This window comes from Cupriavidus necator A5-1 (assembly GCF_000744095.1).
Classification (GTDB): Bacteria; Pseudomonadota; Gammaproteobacteria; order Burkholderiales; family Burkholderiaceae; genus Cupriavidus; species Cupriavidus necator_A.
This window is the reverse complement of the sequence record NZ_JQLI01000001.1, coordinates 4,185,492-4,205,228: the sequence shown is the minus strand read 5'-3', so window position 1 is coordinate 4,205,228 and position 19,737 is coordinate 4,185,492. Positions and strand designations below refer to the sequence as shown.

18 protein-coding genes are annotated in these 19,737 nt (G+C 69.2%); 8 read left to right on the top strand and 10 right to left on the bottom strand.

Annotated elements, in window-relative coordinates; translation table 11 throughout:
- Positions 1 to 18: 18 nt before the first annotated feature.
- From K307_RS18700 to K307_RS18665, 8 genes are read right to left on the bottom strand one after another with little or no spacing between them, the layout of a single operon-like run.
- On the bottom strand, positions 19 to 1,002 hold the full coding sequence (locus K307_RS18700) for an acyltransferase (RefSeq protein ID WP_042880326.1): 984 nt from the start codon (positions 1,000 to 1,002) through the stop codon (positions 19 to 21).
- Positions 999 to 1,748: a glycosyltransferase family 2 protein gene (locus K307_RS18695; RefSeq protein WP_042880323.1), complete on the bottom strand. Its 750-nt coding sequence runs from the start codon at positions 1,746 to 1,748 to the stop codon at positions 999 to 1,001. The genes K307_RS18700 and K307_RS18695 overlap by 4 nt, the downstream gene beginning before the upstream one ends.
- A complete protein-coding gene (locus tag K307_RS18690; RefSeq protein ID WP_042880321.1) occupies positions 1,741 to 3,432 on the bottom strand; it encodes an AMP-binding protein in 1,692 nt (563 codons plus the stop codon). The genes K307_RS18695 and K307_RS18690 overlap by 8 nt, the downstream gene beginning before the upstream one ends.
- Positions 3,425 to 3,973, bottom strand: a complete 549-nt coding sequence (locus K307_RS18685) for a membrane protein (RefSeq protein ID WP_042880319.1) — start codon at positions 3,971 to 3,973, stop codon at positions 3,425 to 3,427. The genes K307_RS18690 and K307_RS18685 overlap by 8 nt, the downstream gene beginning before the upstream one ends.
- Complete coding sequence (locus K307_RS18680; protein ID WP_042880317.1) at positions 3,973 to 4,236, bottom strand: acyl carrier protein; 264 nt, start codon at positions 4,234 to 4,236, stop codon at positions 3,973 to 3,975. The genes K307_RS18685 and K307_RS18680 overlap by 1 nt, the downstream gene beginning before the upstream one ends.
- A 44-nt stretch (positions 4,237 to 4,280) precedes the next feature.
- Positions 4,281 to 4,553, bottom strand: coding sequence for a phosphopantetheine-binding protein (locus K307_RS18675; protein WP_042880315.1), 273 nt, complete (start codon positions 4,551 to 4,553; stop codon positions 4,281 to 4,283).
- Positions 4,540 to 5,316 carry a lysophospholipid acyltransferase family protein gene (locus tag K307_RS18670; RefSeq protein ID WP_042880313.1) on the bottom strand — a complete coding sequence of 259 codons (777 nt, stop codon included), beginning with the start codon at positions 5,314 to 5,316 and terminating at the stop codon, positions 4,540 to 4,542. The genes K307_RS18675 and K307_RS18670 overlap by 14 nt, the downstream gene beginning before the upstream one ends.
- A 5-nt stretch (positions 5,317 to 5,321) precedes the next feature.
- Complete coding sequence (locus K307_RS18665; RefSeq protein WP_051974963.1) at positions 5,322 to 6,098, bottom strand: beta-ketoacyl synthase chain length factor; 777 nt, start codon at positions 6,096 to 6,098, stop codon at positions 5,322 to 5,324.
- A 601-nt stretch (positions 6,099 to 6,699) separates the two neighbouring features.
- Here K307_RS18665 and K307_RS18660 point away from each other — a divergent pair.
- Together K307_RS18660 and K307_RS18655 are read left to right on the top strand one after the other, a co-directional pair.
- Complete coding sequence (locus K307_RS18660) at positions 6,700 to 7,737, top strand: aldo/keto reductase (RefSeq protein WP_042880311.1); 1,038 nt, start codon at positions 6,700 to 6,702, stop codon at positions 7,735 to 7,737.
- A 241-nt stretch (positions 7,738 to 7,978) separates the two neighbouring features.
- On the top strand, positions 7,979 to 11,236 hold the full coding sequence (locus tag K307_RS18655; protein WP_042880310.1) for a transglycosylase domain-containing protein: 3,258 nt from the start codon (positions 7,979 to 7,981) through the stop codon (positions 11,234 to 11,236).
- Here the strand turns inward: K307_RS18655 and K307_RS18650 are convergent.
- Positions 11,209 to 11,460: a GlsB/YeaQ/YmgE family stress response membrane protein gene (locus tag K307_RS18650; protein WP_042882284.1), complete on the bottom strand. Its 252-nt coding sequence runs from the start codon at positions 11,458 to 11,460 to the stop codon at positions 11,209 to 11,211. The genes K307_RS18655 and K307_RS18650 overlap by 28 nt on opposite strands.
- A 133-nt stretch (positions 11,461 to 11,593) precedes the next feature.
- Positions 11,594 to 13,150, bottom strand: coding sequence for a methyl-accepting chemotaxis protein (locus tag K307_RS18645; protein WP_042880308.1), 1,557 nt, complete (start codon positions 13,148 to 13,150; stop codon positions 11,594 to 11,596).
- A 354-nt stretch (positions 13,151 to 13,504) separates the two neighbouring features.
- On the opposite strand from K307_RS18645, the gene chrA reads away from it, so the two are divergent.
- From chrA to K307_RS18615, 6 genes are all read left to right on the top strand, one after another.
- Complete coding sequence (gene chrA, locus K307_RS18640) at positions 13,505 to 14,728, top strand: chromate efflux transporter (protein WP_042880305.1); 1,224 nt, start codon at positions 13,505 to 13,507, stop codon at positions 14,726 to 14,728.
- A gap of 248 nt (positions 14,729 to 14,976) precedes the next feature.
- A complete protein-coding gene (locus K307_RS18635; protein ID WP_042880303.1) occupies positions 14,977 to 15,633 on the top strand; it encodes a PepSY-associated TM helix domain-containing protein in 657 nt (218 codons plus the stop codon).
- A gap of 46 nt (positions 15,634 to 15,679) precedes the next feature.
- Positions 15,680 to 16,204 carry a DUF2271 domain-containing protein gene (locus K307_RS18630; RefSeq protein WP_042880302.1) on the top strand — a complete coding sequence of 175 codons (525 nt, stop codon included), beginning with the start codon at positions 15,680 to 15,682 and terminating at the stop codon, positions 16,202 to 16,204.
- Between the two features lie 18 nt (positions 16,205 to 16,222).
- On the top strand, positions 16,223 to 17,065 hold the full coding sequence (locus tag K307_RS18625) for a DUF4198 domain-containing protein (protein WP_042880299.1): 843 nt from the start codon (positions 16,223 to 16,225) through the stop codon (positions 17,063 to 17,065).
- A 12-nt stretch (positions 17,066 to 17,077) separates the two neighbouring features.
- On the top strand, positions 17,078 to 18,085 hold the full coding sequence (locus K307_RS18620) for an FAD:protein FMN transferase (protein ID WP_042880297.1): 1,008 nt from the start codon (positions 17,078 to 17,080) through the stop codon (positions 18,083 to 18,085).
- Positions 18,082 to 19,671, top strand: a complete 1,590-nt coding sequence (locus K307_RS18615) for a sulfite reductase subunit alpha (RefSeq protein ID WP_042880295.1) — start codon at positions 18,082 to 18,084, stop codon at positions 19,669 to 19,671. The genes K307_RS18620 and K307_RS18615 overlap by 4 nt, the downstream gene beginning before the upstream one ends.
- Positions 19,672 to 19,737 lie beyond the last annotated feature (66 nt).

Below are 19,737 nucleotides of genomic sequence, written 5' to 3'. Positions count from 1 at the left end.
TGAGGGTCGATCGCGGGCTCAGCGCGTGCGCCCGGGCGTGTTGTCCGGGGCGGCCCAGAAATCGTAGAAGTTGAACCAGTCGTACGGCGACAGCACCAGCAGTTGCGCGAGCCAGTCGGCATAGGCGGTGGCATAGCCGGTCAGCGCTTCGGCGCGGCCGGCGCGCGGCAGGCGCACTGCGCGTGCCAGTTCGGTAAAACGCAGCAGGTGGCCGTCGCCGTGGCGGATGCAGCCCATCGCGAACAGCGGGCAGTCCATCAGCGCGGCCAGCACATAGGGGCCCACCGGGAAGCGCGCCGGCGCACCCAGGAACGGGACGCTGACGGCGCGCCCGCCGTGGGCCGGCGCGCGGTCGCCGGCAATGGCGACGAATTCGCCGGCGCGGACCTTGTCGGCCAGTTCCTGCGCGGTGGCCGGCGAGATCTCGTCGACCTGGTACAGCTGCAGCGTCGAGCCCGGATCGAGCCGGGCCAGGATACGGTTGAAACGCTGCGCATGCGCGGTATGCACCAGCACCGTCAGGCGCAGGCCGGCGCGATGGCGGGCCAGCACGCGGCACAGCTCCAGGCAGCCCATATGCGCGGTGACGATGATGCCGCCCTGGCCGCTCTCGATCTGGCGCAGCATCACCTCGGCGCCTTCGCGCGTGACGTTGCCGAAGGCATAGCGGCCGCCGATTGCCAGCAGCTTGTCGAGCAGCGTGTCGGCGAACGCGTACAGGTGGCGCAGCGTATGGCGCGCACCTGGCAGCGGGCCTTGCGCGCCGGTGGCGCGATGCATGCGCCGCAGGTAGTCGAGCGAGGCGCGGCGCGCCGCGCCATGCGCGAGCCAGTAGTAGGTGACCACCGGGTACAGCACCGCGCGGAACGCCAGCCGCCCGAACAGCCGGTGGATGGTGTACAGGCACCACACGCCCCACACGCAGGTGGCCTCGCCGATGCGGCTCCAGTGGCGCGCGGGAGTGCTTGCGGGCGAAGCCGCGCCGGGTGCGGTCGTGCTCATGCCAGCTTGCGTCCCATCAGTACGGGGAGGCGCCACAGCATGCCGAAGAACAGTCGCGTATGCATCCACGAAATACGCAGGTTGTCGCGCCAGACGCGGAAGTGCGAGACGCCGTCGCTGGGATAGGTCACTGGCGTCGGGATATTGATGATGCGCACGCCGCGCCAGACCAGCCGTACCAGGATCTCGATATCGAACTCCATGCGCGGCCCGATGCGCGCGGCGCGCGTCAGCGGCACCACGTCGGCGAGCGGATAGACGCGCAGCCCGCACATCGAATCGCGCACCGTGAACGACAGCGTATGGACCCAGACCCACACGTGCGTCAGGTAGCGCCCGATCAGCCGCGCGCGCGGCACCGAGGCGTCGTAGATGGGGTTGCCGCACACCATTGCCGCCGGATTGCGCTGCGCCATATCGAGAAAGGCGGGGATGCAGCCGGCATCGTGCTGGCCGTCCGCGTCGATCTGCAGCGCGTGGGTGTAGCCCGCGCGCCAGGCGGCCTCGAAGCCGGCCATCACGGCCCCGCCCTTGCCCTGGTTCTGTCCGAGCCTGACCAGCGTGACGCGGCCGTCCGGGCGCGCGGCGAGCTCGCGCAGCACGGCGGCGCATTCGGCATTGCTGCCATCGTCGACCAGCAGGCAGGGCACCGGGTGCGCCAGGATCGCATCCACCATGGCGCCGATGGCGCGCTCGTGGTTGTAGACCGGCACCAGTACCACCGGACGGAAGTCGGCGTCAGCCATGCTCGCTCCTGAAGATGATGCGGCCGCTGGCGTGCGGGCCTGCCGCGGAGGTCAGCCGGAACGCCAGCGCGGCCTTGGCCGGCAGCCATTCCAGGTCCAGCCGCACCTGGCTGCCGGGGCGGATCACACCCTGGAACTTGAGCACGTCCAGCCGCAGGAAACGCTCGCGCGCCGGCACCGGCAGGCGCTGCGGCGCCAGCGTCATGACCCAGTCGATCTGCGCCACGCCGGGCACGATCGGGGTGCCGGGGAAATGCCCGTCGAAGATCGCCAGGTGTTCGCCGACGTCCAGCGTGGCCACGGCGGTGTTGTCGCTGCCCTCGATCCAGACCGCGCGCGGCAGGGTCTGGTGGAACAGGTCGCGCAGCATCGCCTCGGTGGTCTTGCCCTGCGCGTTGCAGGGCAGCGCCTCGATGGCCAGGTGCCAGCGCCGCGGCAGCGCGAGCGGATCGACGCCGTCGGCCAATGCCGCTTTCAGCGCGGCGATTACCGCGGGCCGGCCGGCATCAGCGAGCATGGCGGCGCCGGCTTCTGCCAGCACCACGGCCGCGGCCACGCGCGTGCCGACATCGAGGTCCACCAATACCGCGCGCGCGTCCTGCACCAGCGGCGAGGCCGCCAGCGCCTGCTCGATGCGGGTCAGCGACACGCGCTTCTCTTCGATTTTGGCGACGCGGTCGGCGCGCCCGGCCAGCACGAAGCCCTGTTCGCCGTCGGCCAGCGCACGGTCCGCGCAAACATGCCAGTCGTCATTGGGCAGGTGTGCCGAGCGCACCGCCAGGAAGCCGTCCTGCAGGCGCCATGCCACGCCGGGCAGGGCTGTCCAGCGGTCCTGCTGGCGTGCGCGCTGGCGCCAGGCGATGCCGCCGGTTTCGGAACTGCCGAAGACTTCGATGGGTGACTGGCCGAGGTGGCGCAGCGCGTCGTCCGCCGCCGTGGGCGGCAACGGCCCACCCGAGGAGAACACGGCGCACACCGCCGCGCGGGCCGCCGACCAGTCCAACGATTCAGGCATGCGGCGCAGGTGCGCGGGGCTGCTGACCAGCACTACCGGCGCGTCGCCGCACGCGGCGACGACTTCTTCATGGAAGGCGAGGCGCACCTGCGGCAGCGCGCGGCCGGCCGCCAGCGGCCACAGCACGCAGAACAGCAGGCCGTAGATATGCTGGTGCGAAACCGTGGCCAGCAGGCGGACGTCACGCGGCAGTTGTGCGCCGAAGGCGGCTTGCAGCGCGGCGGTTTCCGCATCGAGCTGCGCCAGCCGCTTATGGATGGCTTCGGGTGCCCCGGTGGAGCCGGACGTGAACAGCGTGACGCTGGTATCGTCGGGCAACAGCGGCGGCCAAGCGCCGGCATCGCCGTCGAGGTCCCGCGGCTGCAACCCCTGGGGCAGTTCGCCGGCCCAGCCGTCGGTGTGCACGCGCAGCGCCAGCAGCGTGTCCGGGCGCATGTCGCCGGGCAGCACCACGTGCTTGCCCGCGTGCCAGGCACCGAACAGGGCGGCGGCGAATTCCTGCGTGGAGTCGATATGGATGGCCCAGCGCTCGCCCGGCGCCGCGGCAAAGGCCGCGCGCCACGCACCCGCGCGCGCCAGCAGGCGGGCGGCGTCGGCATCCGCGCCGGGCTGCGCGACGCGGCGGGCAAGGGCGGCCATCGCGCCGCGGATACCCGTCCACTCAGTCATGACGGCTCCCTGCCATGACCTGCCGACGCACCAGCCACTCGCCAGCGAACATCGTGCCGATCAGCACATAGGCGATGACGCCGTTATAGAGCGCCCACACGCGATCGCTGGCAAACCACGCGGTCGCCAGCGCGATCGCCCCGTTCCAGCAGAAGAACAGGCACCACGCCGCGGTGACCTTGCGCGTGTAGGCCACGCCCGTCTGCGGCAGGTCAGGCTCGCGCAGCCGGGCCAGGCGCTCCACCACGCTGGGCGGGCGCCACAGGCTCCAGCCGAACACGGCCAGCAGCACCGCATTGACCAGCGCCGGGTAGAGCTTGAGCGGCATCGCCTCGCCGGAGGCGAGCACCGCCAGCGCGATCGCACCCGCGACCAGCGCCAGCGGGCGCCAGCCGGCGTGCCGCACCGCGGCCAGGCGCAGCAGCATCAGCGCGACCAGCAGCAATGCCACCATGCGCGGCGGCCAGTATTGCAGCCCGACATAGACCGCCACCGGGTAGCACAGCGTCAGCGCACCCAGAGCCCAGTTGCGCCACGACATCAGGCCGTCGCAGCGGAATCGGAGTCGATCAGCAGCGCCAGCGCCTGCACCACGTCCTGGATGGTGCGCACGGATTTGAATTGCTCGGGCTTGAGCGGCTTGTCCAGCATCGGCTTGAGCTTGACCAGCAGGTCGACGGCGTCGATGCTGTCGATGTCCAGGTCTTCATAGAGCCGGGCTTCCGGCCGGATGCGGTCGGCGTCGATTTCAAAGGAGTCCTGCAGGACTGCCGAAACGCGCGCAAAGATTTCGTCGTGGGTCATGGCCATGCCTACCAGCTTGAAAGAATCGGATACCAGGGGCGTACTCAGGCCGAAGCCTGTTCGGCGCGATGCGCGGTGACGAACGCCGCCAGCGTGGCAACGCTGGCAAAACGGGCGCGCACCGCTTCCTTGTCGCCGCTCATCGAGACGCCAAAGCGCTTCTGCAGCGCCAGGCCGAGTTCGAGCGCATCGATCGAATCCAGGCCCAGTCCTTCGACGAACAGCGGCGCATCGGTGTCGATGTCTGCGGGTGCCACTTCCTCCAGCGACAGCGACGAGACGATCAGTTCTTTGATTTCTTGTTCAAGCGCCTGCACGGCAAATCTCCCTGGAAAAATAATCGGTCAGCGCCAGCGTGACCTCGCGTACGGCCATGGCGTCGTCGGCGCCGGCTTTCGCCAGCTGCCGGGTGTCTATGTCTTCGCGCACGTCGATGACGTAGCGCGGCCTGCGTACCGGCACGCGGTACCACTTCTCGCCCTTGCGCAGCGTGGGCGGCTCGCAGCGGATCACCACCGGCGTCAGCGCAAAGCCGCCGCGCACCGCGATATTGGCGGCGCCGCGCTGCAGCCGCAGGCTGCCGTCGGCCGGGGTGCGCGTGCCCTCCGGAAAGATCACGAGGTTGTTGCCCGCGCGCAGCGAGGCAATGCAGTCCTGCACCATCTGCGCGCCCGAATCGTTCTGCACATAGCCGGTGGCCAGCACCGGCCCGCGCGTGAACGGGTTGCGCGCCAGCCCCGCCTTGACCACGCAGTCGGCACGGCGCGTCAGCGCGATCAGGAACACCACGTCGATCAGCGACGGGTGGTTGGCCACGATCAGCAGCCCTTCGCGCTGCAGGCGCTGCGCATTGCGCACCTCATAGCGGATCACGCCCACCGTGCACATCAGCCACAGGAACAGCCGGAACGCGTGGTGGATCACGTTCTTGCAGATGCGCTGGCGCCGCGCCGCGCTCCATGGCGCCAGCGCGAGCGCCGGGAACACCAGCACTCGCAGCACCAGCCCGCCCAGCCCGAAGCCGGAAAAGCACAGCCCGGTGGCGCAGACGCGCCAGGCGCGTTCCATTCTCTCAACCATCGCGCTCAACCATGGCGCTGCCACTGCCAGCCGGCATGCTCGCCCCGATGCCACAACTGCGCGTCGCCGGCCAGCATGAAGCGCAGTACGTCCAACCCGTGCGGCAGTTGCGGCGCCGGCACTGCCGCCGCGGGTGCATCCGCGAGCGTCAGCGTGTAGCAGGGTTCGCCCGCGCGCGGCGCGCCGAGGCGCCAGCACCAGCCGTACAGGCAGGCAGGTTCGTCCGCGAATGCGGCGTAGGGCGCGGCCACGGGTTCGTCATAGTGGACCAGCATCACTTCGGGCGCGCCGTCCGCGAGCAGGCTGCAGGCTTCGAGCAGCGCCGTCTCCACGGTATCGCGCCCGGCGGACACGGCCAGCAGGTTGCCGGTATCGGCCAGGTCGATCGAGCGCAGCGCGCCGATGGCGTTGTGCACCGACAGCCCGAACGCGGCCGGCGACAGTGGTTCGCCGGCCGCCAGTTCGCTGAGCATCGTCACCAGCCGCCCGGTATCGCCGTGGCGCGAGGCAAACACCGCCGGCACTGCGGCCGCGCTATCGCCCGGCGCGCAGCCATAGGCCGCTGCCAGCGCCACGCGCCCCAGCACGGGCAGGCGCCGGCGCAGCATCGCCGCGATCTCCGGCAGGGCCGGGGGCTGCGACGGCGGCGCTGGCAGGTGCGGGGCGGCGCTCCACGCGCGCCAGTCGTCGGCGGCGTGCAGGCCGCCCGCCCAGGCCGACCAGGCCCGGATGCCGAAGGTCACCGCCACGCCTTGCGCCGTTGCGCCGTTGCTGCCGCTCATGCCCACCCGCCTTCCGCGCACGCCGGACACCCGCGGGCCAACGGCGCGCCGCACTGGCTGCCGGAAGCGAAAGGGAGGGCATGGCGATTCATGATGCTGGCGGGAAAAATGGACGGCGGAGGGGTGGGATTTTGGCGGGCGTCATTTTACTCAAATCGACCCCGGCCGAATGTCAAAAATATCGCTGCTGTGGCGAAAATGCTTATCGGACAGCGGAGATTTATCTCAAGGCCTGCAACCCGCACGGCCTTGCCAGCATTGGCTTCACCCTACTATCGAGGGGCGTCCCGCCTGGCGTAATCGGAATATTCCGAGCAAATTGGCTACATTGTCTGATTGACACCGGCGCGAAGCGCGCATGCGGGCTGGCAATTGCCCTGAGAGCAACATAATCCTGCCAGTTCTGTGGATTCTTTCGCCGAATGGCCGGTAATAAAACCCCGAGTACCGGTGATTTTGCCCCGCTGTTCGGCGCCGGCGCCGGCACGCCTGGCCAAGTCCCGGCAAAATGTCGGATCGTGGTCACAGCCGACCCCGCCACGGTTTTTCATCGCTTTGTCATAGTCCGGCGCGCCTTGCCGCGCCCACCGAAGGAACCGCCATGCCAGATACCACCATGCCCTACCGCCGCCTCGGCGCCAGCAACCTGCGCGTTTCGCCGCTGTGCCTGGGCACCATGATGTTTGCCGACCAGACCGACGAGGCCGAGGCCGCCCGCATCGTCGCCAGCGCGCGCGACCACGGCGTGAACTTCATCGATACCGCCGACGTGTACAGCAAGGGCGCGTCGGAGCAGATGGTCGGGCGGCTGCTGACCGCCAACCGCCACGACTGGGTGCTGGCGACCAAGCTGGGCAACCCGATGCAGTCCGCGCCCAACCACTCGCACTATTCGCGGGTGTGGATCGCGCGCGCGGTGGAGGACAGCCTGCACCGGCTGGCGACCGACTATATCGACATCCTCTACCTGCACCGCGACTACCCCGGCGAGAACCTGGAAGAGGCGGTGCGCGCGATGGGCGACCTGGTGCGCAGCGGCAAGATCCGCTACTGGGCGGTGTCGAACTTCCGCGGCTGGCGCATCGCGGAAATCGCACGGCTGTGCGGCGAGCTGGGCGTGCCGCGGCCGGTGGCATGCCAGCCGTACTACAACCTGCTGAACCGGATGCCGGAGGTGGAGATCCTGCCCGCGTGCGAATACTACGGGCTGGGCGTGGTGCCCTACAGCCCGGTGGCGCGCGGCGTGCTGACCGGCAAGTACGCGCCCGGCCAGACACCGGGACAGGGCACGCGCGCGGGGCGCGCCGACCGCCGCATGATGGAGACCGAGTTCCGCGAGGAATCGCTGGTGATCGCGCAGCAACTCAAGACCCATGCCGACGGCCGCGGGCTCACGCCGGGGCAGTTCGCCACCGCATGGGTGCTGGCCAACCCGATCATTTCGTCGGTGATCGCGGGGCCGCGCACGCTGGCGCAGTTCGAGGATTATTTCGGCGCGCTGAACGTTGCCATCACGCCCGAGGAAGAGGCGATGGTCGACGCGCTGGTGTCGCCGGGACATGCCTCGACCCACGGCTACAATGACCCGGGCTACCCGTTCGGCGGGCGCCCGGTGGCACGCGCGCAGATCGCCAGATAGTCCCCGATCGCGCAAGGTGGCAGCGCTGCATGGGGGCTGGGATGTGGCGCAAGCGCTGCCTCGGTTGCGGCATGTTCGCAACGGCGCGATGACCTTGCGCGCGGTTGCTGCATGCTGGCTTTACTCCTACTAATATCAATACAGGCGGCGCGCGCGGTGCGTGCGTCGCGAGAAAATCGCGCTTCGAGCCGGTGCGAAGACACCTCTTCGCGCTGCACCGGCCCAACAGGGAAGCCCAAACGTGTCGCGTCGTGGCTGGATCTTCGCTGGCTTGGCGGTCGCCCTAACGGGAGGCGCCTATGTTGTGTATAGCTTTGTCGCAAGCGAAGTGCGTAATTCGCACTGGCAGGCGCGGCTGATCGGCAGCCTCGGCCAAAAGCTGACGTTCGAGATCCAGCCGGGCGCCAGCGACAGCATCCGTTTTCCGCATTCCGGACCCTATGACGCGCGCATGGGCTACGGCCTGTTGCCGCGTTTCGCGCAGCGGCTGGAGCAGCGCGGCTACGTGCCGGCCGAACAGGCGCGCATGTCGCCAGACATGGTGCGGCTGATGGACCAGGGGCTGTTCGCGCCCTACCGCGAGAAGAACCAGGCGGGCCTTTTGCTGCGCGACTGCAACGGACTGACGCTGGCGTTCGAGCGCTATCCGCAGCGGCAGTATGCGGATTTCAACGCGATCCCGCCGCTGCTGGTGAGTTCGCTGCTGTACGTCGAGAACCAGGGCCTGCTCAACCCGGAATATCCCAATATGAACCCGGCGCTGGACTTTCGCCGGCTCTCGCGCGCGGTGCTCGACCAGGTGATCCGGCTGGCCGACAAGTCGCATGACGCGCCCGGCGGCAGCACGCTGGCCACGCAGATCGAGAAATACCGGCATTCGCCCGAAGGCCGCACCGCGTCGATCCCCGAAAAATTTCGCCAGATGGCGTCGGCGTCATTGCGCGCCTACCTGGATGGGCCCGACACGCAGCGCGCGCGCGAGCGCATCGTGGTCGACTACCTGAACACCGTGCCGCTGTCGGCGCGCGAAGGCTTCGGCGAGATCAACGGCATCGGCGACGCGCTGTGGGTCTGGTACGGCGAGGACTTCAGCCAGATCAACCGGCTGCTGAAAGAGATGGACCAGCGCGCGCCCGAGCCGCGCCAGGCGCAGGCCTTCAAGCGCGCGCTGTCGCTGATCATCTCGCAGCGCCGCCCGTCCTACCATCTGCGCCGCGACGATACCAACCTCGATGCGCTAACCGGCAGCTACCTGCGTCTGCTGGCGGCCAACAACGTCATTACCGCCGAGCTGCGTGACGCGGCACTGGCGCAACCGCTGGCCAAGGCCGCGCCGCCCCAGGCGCTGCCGGGCGAACCCTTCGTCACGCGCAAGGCCGTCAACCGCGTGCGCGCGGATATCACCCGGCTGACCGGCGTGGGGAGCCGCTACGACATGGACCGGCTCGACCTGACCGTGGACAGCACGATCAACCGCGAGGCGCAGCGCATCGTCACCGAGACGCTGCAGCGCGTGAACAACAAGGCCGATGCGCGCGCCATGGGCCTGTATGGCCACAACCTGCTGCGCGACAACGACGACCCGTCGAAGCTGACGACGAGCTTCACGCTGTTCGAGCGCGTGGGCAACGCCAGCGTGTTGCGGGTGCAGGCCGACAATATCGACCAGCCCTTCGACATCAACAGCGGCGCGCGCCTGAACCTGGGTTCGACCGCCAAGCTGCGCACGCTGGTGACCTACCTGGAAATCATCAGCGAGCTGCACTCCCGCTATGGCGGCATGAGCCGCGCCGAGCTGGCCGCCGTGCACCTGGCGCGCCAGGACGCGCTCAGCCGCTGGGCGGTGGACTACCTGTCCAAGGCGCAAAAGCCCGCCGAGCGCGAGCTGATGGCGATGCTCGAGGCCGCCATGGAGCGCAAGTATTCCGGCAGCGCCGGTGAAGGCTTCTACACCGGCGGCGGCCTGCAGAGCTTCACCAACTTCGAGCGCTGGGAAGGCGAGCGCATCATGACCGTGCGCGTCGGCTTCCAGCACTCGGTCAACCTGGTGTTCATCCGCATGATGCGCGACATCGTGCGCTACGAGATGTTCCATGCCAAGCCGGACATGGGCGACCTGTTCGAGGACCGCTACGCCCCCGGCCGGCGCGAATACCTGGAGCGCTTTGCCGACCAGGAAGGCAGCGCCTACATGACCAGCTTCTACCAGCGCTACCGTGGCAAGGATTCGGCGCAGCGCCTGGACACGCTGCTGGGCCGGGTGCGCATGACCATTCCGCACCTGAACGCGGTGCGTATGACGGTGACGCTGCTGAGCGCACGGCCGTACTTGGACGAGGCCAGCTATATCCACATCATGCGCGCGCGCCTGGGCGACAAGCAACTGGCCAAGGAAGACCTGCCGGCGCTGTACCGCAAGTACGGCAAGGACAAGTTCAACCTGAACGACCGCGGCTACCTGTCACGCGTGCACCCGTTGGAACTGTGGATGGTAGAGTACCTGGACCAGCACCCCGACGCTACGCTCGCGGAAATCCTGCGCGCCAGCACCGCCGAGCGCCAGGAAGTCTACAAGTGGCTGTTCAAGACGCGCAGCAAGGCCGGCCAGGACAACCGCATCCGCACACTGCTCGAGCAGGACGCCTTCACCCATATCGCGCGGCGCTGGCAGCGGCTGGGCTATCCGTTCGATTCGCTGACGCCGTCGTATGCCAGTGCCATCGGCGCCGCCGGCGACCGCCCGGCTGCGCTGGCCGAGCTCGCCGGCATCCTGCTGGCCGGCGGCGTGGTCACGCAGAGCGCCGCGGTGCACAGCCTGGCCTTTGCGGACGGGACGCCGTACGCCACGCGCTTCGTGCTGCAGCCGGGTGCGGGCAAGCGGTTGCTGCCTGCCGAAGTGGCCGAACTGGCGCGGCGCTCGATGCTGGATGTGGTGGAACGCGGTACCGCCAAGTCGATCCGCGGTGCGTTCACGGTGCCGGGCCAGAATGGCACCACGCTGGAGGTGGCGGGCAAGACCGGCACCGGCGACCAGCGCTTCCAGGTGTACGGGCCGGGCGGGCGCCTGATCTCGTCGCGTTCGGTGACCCGCTCGGCGACGTTCGTGTTCACGCTGGGCGAGCGCTTCTTCGGGACCGTGGTGGTCACCGTCAGGGAACCTTACGCGGCGCGCTACAGCTTTACCAGCGCGCTGGCGGTCAGGGTGCTGCGCGCGATCGCGCCGCAGGTATCGGCGATGGCGCCGGGCGGCGACCGCGCACTGCTGCGTTGCCGCGATGCCGCGCCGGGGCTGCGCATGCCGCGTCAGCCGACCATGGCCGCGCCTGGCGAAGCCGTGCCCGGTTCTCCGCTGGCGCAAGGGCCGGAGGCGCGGCCATCGGCGGCCGAACCTGCGCCGCCACCTCCGGCGCCTTCCAAGCCCGACACGCCCAGCCTGGCCGACGCCAACGACGCCGTGGTGCGCAAGGCCAGTCAGCCCCTGCGGCGCACCATGCCGTAGATCACCAGCAACACGATCGCACCGATCACCGATGCGATCCAGCCAGCGGGTTCGCCCGGCTGGTACCAGCCCATGGCGCGGCCGACATAGCCGGCTACCACCGAGCCCAGCACGCCGAGGATGATGGTCATGATCCAGCCCATCTTGTCGTCGCCGGGTTTGATCGCGCGCGCGATCAGTCCGACGATGAGGCCAACGAACACGGTGCCAATGAATGCCATCATGGTGCGCTCCCGGTGGTGGTCTGGATCGGTGCCCGCCGCACATGACGCGGCCGGTTGCGCTTCATGATACACGCCGCGGCGCGGCGCGTATGACGGGCATGTAACAAAGTCCATAGGGCCGCGCTGGCGGCGCTCAGGCCCCCGCCAGCCGGAACTGTCCGACCGCGCGGTGCAGCGCATCGGCCTGGTCTTCCAGCGATGCCGCCGCGGCCGCGGCCTCTTCCACCAGTGCGGCGTTCTGCTGCGCCATCTGGTCCATCTGCGACACTGCCTGGTTGACCTGCTCGATGCCGCCGGTCTGCTCCTCGGTGGCGGCGCGCATCTCGCCCATCAGGTCGGTCACGCGCTTGACCGCCTCGACAATCTCGTCCATCGCCTTGCCGGCGCTTTCCACCAGCACCGCGCCGTCTTCCACGCGCTGCGCCGAGTTGCCGATCAGCGCCTTGATCTCCTTGGCGGCGGTGGCGCTGCGCTGCGCCAGCGTGCGCACCTCGCCGGCCACCACGGCAAAGCCGCGCCCTTGCTCGCCGGCGCGGGCGGCTTCCACTGCGGCGTTTAGCGCCAGGATATTGGTCTGGAAGGCGATGCCTTCGATCACGGCGATGATGTCGACCACCTTGCCCGAGGCGTCCTTGATCTCGCCCATGGTATCCACCACCTGGCTGACGATGGTGCCGCCGCGCACGGCGATGTCGGAGGCGCCTTCTGCAAGCCGGCTGGCCTGGCGCGCGTTCTCGGCGCTCTGGCGCACGGTGCTGGTCAGCTGCTCCATGCTGGCGGCGGTTTCCTGCAGCGAGGCGGCCTGCTCCTCGCTGCGGCGCGACAGGTCGGCGTTGCCCGCGGCAATCTGCTTGGCCGCGCCCGCGATCGAATCGGCCGAGCCGTGGATGCTGCCGATCGCACCGGTCAGGCGCGACTGCATGCGCTGCATCGCAAAGAGGATGCTGTGCTGGTCGCCGGGGCGCACCTCCACCTGGCTGGCGAGGTCCCCCTCGGCAATGCGCCCGGCGATATGCGCGGTGGTGGCCGGCTCGCCGCCGAGCTGCTTCTGCAGGCTGGCGGAGACGCGCATCATTACCAGCGTCATCAGTGCGCCGACCGCGAGCAGCAGGCCGAGGGCCTTCAATAGCTCGGCGTGGAACGCCGCGTCGATGTCATCCAGGTACAGTCCGGCGATAAAGTTCCAGTCCCACGGGCGGAAGTTGGCCACGTAGCTGAGCTTGGGCTGCGGCGCCTCGGCGCCCGGCTTGGGCCACAGGTAATGGACGAAGCCCTTGCCGGCGCCCTTGCCGATCTCGGCGATATCGCGGAACAGGTAGACGCCGTTGGGATCTTTCATGTCCGACATGTTCTTGCCGTTCATCTCGGTCTTGAACGGGTGCATCACCACCACGGTGTCGGAGCGCATCAACGTGAAATAACCGTCTGCGCCGAAGCGCATCGCGCGCACGCGCTCGATGGCCTGCTGCCTGGCCTCGTCCTGCGACAGCTTGCCGGCCTTGGCCAGCGCCTCGTACTCGGCCACTACGGAGTACGCGGTGTCGGTCACGTGGGCCAGGTCCAGGCGCCGTTCTTCCATGCGCAGCTCGCGTATATGCCAGGCGTTCCACAGCGTGATGCCGAGCAGGCATATCCAGCTCAGCACCAGCGGCAACAGCAGTTTCTTTCTCAGGCTCAGGTTGTCCAGCATTTGTGTTTACTCCTCCTTCTTCCGCGCTCTGCGCATTGCTTATCGGTGACCACGGCGACACGCATCGCGCCGTCACTCATTGGTGACAGCTGTCGGCGACACTGGCTGGTATGGCGGGGGCCAGCGGGCATATGGGTGTGCGTCTGCGGCATAACGGCGGGGGCGCAAACTAACTTAAATGGGGTAAAACCGCCCATGGCGTGGTGTGGTTGATTGCCTTTAATACATTTGCCATCAAAGTGCTGTATGCATCACTTCATGCGCCGCTCGGGTGATGTGCGCTTCGCGCCCGTGCCGCGATCGGTCAGAATCGGGCGTTGTTCCCATTGACTGAGCATCCTTCCAAAAGGCGATATGGCTACGCTGCCCAGCCCCTCCGATCACACCCGCCAACAGGACGGACCGCTTGCCGTGTTCCTGGTCTTCCTGCGGCTGGGGCTGACCTCGTTCGGCGGGCCGGTGGCGCACCTGGCGTACTTCCGCGAGGAACTGGTGCGCCGGCGGCGCTGGATCAGCGAAGCCGCCTACGCCGACGTGATCGCGCTGTGCCAGTGCCTGCCGGGCCCGGCCAGCAGCCAGACCGGTATCGCGCTGGGGCTGGCGCGCGCCGGTTATGCGGGCGCGCTCGCCGCGTGGATCGGCTTCACGCTGCCGTCGGCGCTCGTCATGATCCTGTTTGCGCAGGCCGTGTCGCACTACGGCATGACCGCAGTGCCTGGCGTGCTGCACGGACTGAAGCTGGTGGCGGTGGCGGTGGTCGCGCAGGCGGTGTGGGGCATGGCGCGCAGCCTGTGTACCGGGCCTGTGCGCATCGTCATCATGATCGTGGCCGCGGGCATCGTGCTGGCGCTGTCTGGCCCATGGACCCAGTTCGCCGTGATGGCCGCAGCGGCAATTGCCGGTGTTGCGCTGGTACGGCTGACGCTGGCCGGCGCTCATGAGCCGCTGGGCCTGCCGGTCACCCACCGCGCCGGCGCGGTGGCGCTGGCGCTTTTTGCCGTGCTGCTGGCCGGGCTCCCGTTGCTGGCGCAAGTCGTCGCCGACCCCGCCATGCGCATGTTCGATGCCTTCTACCGCGCCGGCGCGCTGGTCTTCGGCGGCGGGCACGTGGTGCTGCCGCTGCTCGATGCCGCGGTAGTGGCACCGGGGTGGGTCGGCAAGGAAACCTTCCTGGCCGGCTATGGCGCGGCACAGGCCATGCCGGGGCCGCTGTTCAGCTTTGCCGCCTTCCTCGGCGCGTCCATGCAGATGCCACCGACCGGCTTTGCCGGCGGGCTGCTGTGCACGCTGGCGATTTTCCTGCCCGGCGCGTTGCTGGTGGTAGGGGCGCTGCCGTTCTGGGAAAGCCTGCGCCGCAACCGGCGTGCGCAGGCGGCACTGGCGGGCGTCAATGCGGGCGTGGTCGGCCTGTTGCTGGCGGCGCTGTGGGATCCGGTGTGGACCAGCGCGGTGCGGGGGCCGCTCGATATCGTTCTGGTCGCGCTGGCACTGCTTGCGCTGATGGTGTGGAAGCTGCCGCCGTGGCTGGTGGTGGTAGCGAGTGGCGTGGTGGGGTGGGCGGCTGGAGCGTGGCTGTGACGTCGACCGCTGGGTTTGCGGCGGCGGCGGCGCGGCAAGGCCTGTAACGCGCTGTAATGTTGAGCAGTCGCCATTCGTTTGCGCGTTCAAATGCGAACGATTATCCTTCTCTCCTGCGTCGGTCATTGTGATGGCAATGACACAGCCCTTGCTGCCACAGGCGTGCAAGGCGGCGCCCAAGCTTCCAGGACATCAAGGCAGTAACTGGCCGCAGGCCGCGCCAGCACCGTGCCCGCCGACCCACCGCAATGACCGAATCCCAGCCGGCTTCCGGCCAGCAGCGCCGCGCCTTCTGGCTCAAGCATCTCCACCAGTGGCACTGGATCAGCTCCGCGATCTGCCTGATCGGGATGCTGCTGTTCGCTGTCACCGGCTTCACGCTCAACCACGCGGCGCAGATCGAGGCAAGGCCTGGGGTCGAGACGCGGCACGCCACCATGCCTACGCGCTTGCTCGACAAGGTGCGCGCCGAAGCGCCCGTCGCTGACGCCCAGGCGCGCGAGCACAAGACACTGGTACCCACGGTGCTGGCCGACTGGCTGGCGCAGGCGCTGGACGTCGACGCCAGCGGGCGCGAGGCCGAATGGTCGACCGACGAGATCTACGTGGCCCTGCCGCGCCCGGGCGGGGATGCCTGGGTCAGCGTCGAGCTCGACAGCGGCGAGGCCCAGTATGAAAAAACCACGCGCGGCGCAATCTCCTACCTGAACGACCTGCACAAGGGCCGCAATACCGGGGCCGCGTGGAGCCTGTTCCTGGATGTGTTCGCGCTGGCGTGCGTGATCTTCAGCGTGACCGGCCTGTTCCTGCTCAAGCTGCATGCGGGCGGACGCGTGGCGACGTGGCCGCTGGTGGGGCTGGGGCTGGTGGTGCCGTTGCTGCTCGCCATCCTGTTCATCCACTGATCGACTCATTCTTCTTCCTGCATTTCACTGACGAGGTTCCTTCGATATGCGCCGACTGCTCACCGTCACCCTGACCGGCATGGCCGCGGTTCCCCTGGCGGGGACCGCGCTGGCCGCCGACCTCAACGTCAAGGTGGAAATCCCGCGCCTGAATGTGGCCGAATACCACCGCCCCTATGTGTCGATGTGGGTCGAGCGCGCCGACCAGAGCCCGGTGCAGACGCTGGCGGTCTGGTACGACGGCAAGCTCAAGGACGGCGAAGGCACCAAGTGGCTCAAGGACATGCGCCAGTGGTGGCGCAAGGCCGGCCGTGACCTGCATATGCCGGCCGACGGCATCTCCGGCGCCACGCGCGCGCCGGGCGAGCACGCGGCCAGCTTCAGCGACGGCAAGACGCCGCTGGGCAAGGTGCCGGCGGGCAACTACCAGCTGGTGGTGGAGGCCGCGCGTGAAGTGGGCGGGCGCGAGCTGTTGCGCGTGCCGTTCCCCTGGCCGCCGCAATCCGCGCAGACCGCCCGCGCCAAGGGCGAACACGAACTCGGTGGCGTGACCGTCGAGCTGAAGCCGTAAATCTTCCGGAGCCCGACGATGAAACCTTCCGCGATCCTGTCCGCCGTTCCTTCCCGCCTGGCCACCCGCGTGGCCGTACTCGCCCTCGCCGCGCTGGCGCCGCTGTCCGCACACGCGCACCGCCAGTGGCTGCTGCCATCGGCCACCGTGCTGTCCGGCAGCGATCCGTGGGTGACGGTGGACGCCGCCGTCTCCAACGACCTGTTCTATTTCGAGCACGTGCCGATGCGGCTCGACAACCTGCAGGTGACCGCCCCCGACGGCAGCGCCGTCAAGGCCGAGAACGCGGCCACCGGCAAGTACCGCAGCACCTTCGACCTGCACCTGACCCAGCCGGGCACGTACCGCGTGGCGGTGGTCAACAACGGCCTCTTCGCCAGCTACAAGCTCGACGGCCAGACCAAACGCTGGCGCGGCTCGGCCGAGAACTTCGCCAGGGAAGTGCCGGCCAACGCGCAGGAGCTGCAGGTTACGCAGGCCGAGGGTCGCATCGAGTCCTTCGTCACCGCCGGCAAGCCCAGCGACAAGGGCCTGCGCATCGCCGGCCGCGGCCTGGAGCTGGCGCCGATCACGCACCCGAACGACCTGGTCGCGGGCGAAACCGCCAGCTTCCGCCTGCTGCTCGACGGCAAGCCCGCCGCCAACCTGAAGGTGTCGGTGGTGCCGGGCGGCATCCGCTACCGCGACCAGCTGCAGGAGTTCAGCGCCACCACCGACGCCGACGGCAAGTTCAGCGTCAAGTGGCCTGCGCCTGGCATGTACTGGATGGAAGCCGAGGTGCGCGACGACAAGGCCACCTTCAAGCAGGCCAGGTTGCGCCGCGCCGTTTATGCGGTGACGATGGAAGTGCTGCCGCAATAAGAGGCTGACGGTTTGAACCGCGTCCTCGTTCCCGTTGCGCTGTCCGCGCCACCGGCGCCGCCCGCTGCGCAGGCGCGGCTGCACCGCTGGTGCGGTGAGAGCATGGGCACGACCTGGTCGGTGGAGGCGTTGCTGCTGCCCGCGGTTGATGCCGATGGCATCGCCACAGGGATCCAGGCCGTGCTCGATGGCGTGGTCGCGCAGATGAGCAACTGGGAAGCGGATTCGGACCTGAGCCGCTTCAATCGCGCCGCGCCAGGCAGCTGGCACACGCTGCCGGACGACTGCTTCGCGGTGCTGCAATGCGCGCTGCAGGTGGCACGCGACAGCGGCGGCGCCTATGACCCGAGCGCCGGCCCGCTGGTCGACCTGTGGGGCTTCGGCCCGGCGCCGAAGCGCAGCGCGCCGCCGTCGCCCGACGCGGTGCAGGCGGCACGCGGCCGCTGCGGCTGGGGGCGTATCGAAGTCGATGGGGCAGGCAAGCGCGCGCTGCAGCCCGGCGGTGTCTCGCTGGATTTCTGCGCCATCGCCAAGGGCTTTGCCGTCGACGCGGTGGCGCGCTACCTGTGCAAGCAAGGCCTGGACCACCACCTGACCGAGATCGGCGGTGAACTGCGTGGCCACGGCGTCAAGCCCGACGGCATGCCGTGGTGGGTCGCGCTGGAAACGCCGCCGGGGCTCGCCAGCGACGCAGAAGGGCAGACGTTGATCGCGCTGCACGGCTTGTCGGTCGCCACCTCCGGCGACTATCGCCGCTACCTCGACAGCGACGGCCAGCGCTACGCCCATACCATCGATCCGCGCAGCGGCTATCCGGCCAGCCACGCGCTGGCTTCGGTCACGGTGCTGCATGCGCGGTGCATGCTGGCCGATGCGCTCTCTACCGCGCTGACCGTGCTCGGCCCCGAGGCCGGCATGGTGCACGCGCGCCGCCACGGTATCGCCGCGCGCTTCCTGGTGCGCACGCCGGACAGTTTCGAGGAACACCTTTCCCCGGCGTTCGCCGCGATGCTGGCATGAGCCGGCCTTCCGCCTTCGCCGGCGCGAGCTGGCTCGCCGCGGCCGGCGGCGTGGCGCTGTCCCTGCTGGGCCCGTCGCGCGCCGTCTCGGCAGCCGGCGTGGTGGTGGCCTATGCGGGCTTTTGCAGCGCCGTGATCGCCCACCATCGCCGGCGCCGTGCCAGCGTGGCGGCGTTGGCAAGTACCGTGGACGACGCCACGTTGGTCGCCTATGCCAGCCAGACCGGGTTTGCCGAGCAACTGGCGCTGCAGACCGCCACCGCGCTGCAGGGCGCCGGCATGCCGGTGCAGCTGCTGTCGCTGGCCGAGGTCGATGCAAAACGCCTGGCCGCATGCCGGCAGGCGCTGTTCGTGGTCAGCACCACGGGCGAGGGCGATGCGCCCGACAGCGCTTCCGGCTTTGCCCGCCGCTTGCTGGCCAGCGCGGAGGGCCTGCGCGAACTGCGCTACGGCATCCTGGCGCTGGGCGATAGCAGCTACGCACGCTTCTGCGCCTTCGGCCACGCGCTCGACGGGTGGCTGCAGCGCCATCGCGCGCAGCCGCTGTTCGACCTGATCGAAGTCGACAACGGCGATGCCGGTGCGCTGCGCCACTGGCAGAACCACCTGTCGGCGCTGGGCGGCGGCGCCGAGATCGCCGACTGGGAACGCCCGCGCTATGGCAGCTGGCGGCTGGCGCAGCGCCAGCACCTGAACCCGGGCAGCCAGGGCGCGCCGGCTTTCCATATTGTGCTGGCGCCGCAGGACGGCGCCGCATTGGACTGGCAGCCCGGCGACATCGCCGAGATTGGCCCCTGCCATGCACCGGCCGAAGTCGAGCGCCTGCTGGCGCGCCTGGCGCTGGACGGCGCCACACCGGTGCGCTGCGATGGCCACGACATGACGCTGGCCGAGGGGCTCGCCACGCGCATGCCGCTGCCCGAGCCGCACTTCGCCGCGATGCAGGGCCTGCCGCCGCAGCAGCTGGTGGACGTGCTGTCGCCGCTGCCGCACCGCGAGTATTCGATTGCATCGCTGCCGCAGGACGGCACGCTCGAACTGCTGGTGCGGCAGACCCGCCATGACGATGGCCGCCTGGGGCTGGCCTCCGCCTGGCTGACGGCGCATGCGCAAGCGGATGCGCGCATCGCATTGCGCATTCGCACCAACCGCAGCTTCCATCCGCCGGCCGACGACCGGCCGCTGATCCTGGTCGGCAACGGCACGGGCCTGGCCGGGCTGCGCGCGCATCTCAAGGCTCGCGCTGCGGCGGGACGGCGGCGCAACTGGCTGTTGTTCGGCGAGCGTTCGGCGCAGCACGATGGTTTCTTTGCCGATGAGCTGGCCGCGTGGCAGGCCGACAGCACGCTGCAGCGCGCGGACCTGGTGTGGTCGCGCGACGGCGGCGCGCTGCGCCACGTCCAGGACGCGCTGCGCGCGCATGCCGGCGCGGTGCGCCAGTGGGTCGCCGACGGCGCGGCGATCTATGTCTGCGGCAGCCTGCAGGGCATGGCCGGCGGCGTCAACGACGCGCTGGCGGAGATCCTCGGCGAGGACGCACTGCGCCAACTCGCCGACTGCGGCCGCTACCGGCGCGACGTCTATTAAACCTCGTAGCTGCAAGCAACTGCCGTGCGGAGATCGGCCGCGCGGCTCGCGCCCGGGCCGGGCATG

What these genes read in the sequence shown, in the direction of transcription:
- K307_RS18700 (WP_042880326.1), bottom strand. Translation starts at nt 1,002, where the DNA reads ATGAGCACGACCGCACCCGGCGCGGCTTCGCCCGCAAGCACTCCCGCG.
- K307_RS18695 (WP_042880323.1), bottom strand. Translation starts at nt 1,748, where the DNA reads ATGGCTGACGCCGACTTCCGTCCGGTGGTACTGGTGCCGGTCTACAAC.
- K307_RS18690 (WP_042880321.1), bottom strand. Translation starts at nt 3,432, where the DNA reads ATGACTGAGTGGACGGGTATCCGCGGCGCGATGGCCGCCCTTGCCCGC.
- K307_RS18685 (WP_042880319.1), bottom strand. Translation starts at nt 3,973, where the DNA reads ATGTCGTGGCGCAACTGGGCTCTGGGTGCGCTGACGCTGTGCTACCCG.
- K307_RS18680 (WP_042880317.1), bottom strand. Translation starts at nt 4,236, where the DNA reads ATGACCCACGACGAAATCTTTGCGCGCGTTTCGGCAGTCCTGCAGGAC.
- K307_RS18670 (WP_042880313.1), bottom strand. Translation starts at nt 5,316, where the DNA reads ATGGTTGAGAGAATGGAACGCGCCTGGCGCGTCTGCGCCACCGGGCTG.
- K307_RS18665 (WP_051974963.1), bottom strand. Translation starts at nt 6,098, where the DNA reads ATGAGCGGCAGCAACGGCGCAACGGCGCAAGGCGTGGCGGTGACCTTC.
- K307_RS18660 (WP_042880311.1), top strand. Translation starts at nt 6,700, where the DNA reads ATGCCAGATACCACCATGCCCTACCGCCGCCTCGGCGCCAGCAACCTG.
- K307_RS18650 (WP_042882284.1), bottom strand. Translation starts at nt 11,460, where the DNA reads ATGATGGCATTCATTGGCACCGTGTTCGTTGGCCTCATCGTCGGACTG.
- K307_RS18645 (WP_042880308.1), bottom strand. Translation starts at nt 13,150, where the DNA reads ATGCTGGACAACCTGAGCCTGAGAAAGAAACTGCTGTTGCCGCTGGTG.
- chrA (WP_042880305.1), top strand. Translation starts at nt 13,505, where the DNA reads ATGGCTACGCTGCCCAGCCCCTCCGATCACACCCGCCAACAGGACGGA.
- K307_RS18635 (WP_042880303.1), top strand. Translation starts at nt 14,977, where the DNA reads ATGACCGAATCCCAGCCGGCTTCCGGCCAGCAGCGCCGCGCCTTCTGG.
- K307_RS18630 (WP_042880302.1), top strand. Translation starts at nt 15,680, where the DNA reads ATGCGCCGACTGCTCACCGTCACCCTGACCGGCATGGCCGCGGTTCCC.
- K307_RS18625 (WP_042880299.1), top strand. Translation starts at nt 16,223, where the DNA reads ATGAAACCTTCCGCGATCCTGTCCGCCGTTCCTTCCCGCCTGGCCACC.
- K307_RS18615 (WP_042880295.1), top strand. Translation starts at nt 18,082, where the DNA reads ATGAGCCGGCCTTCCGCCTTCGCCGGCGCGAGCTGGCTCGCCGCGGCC.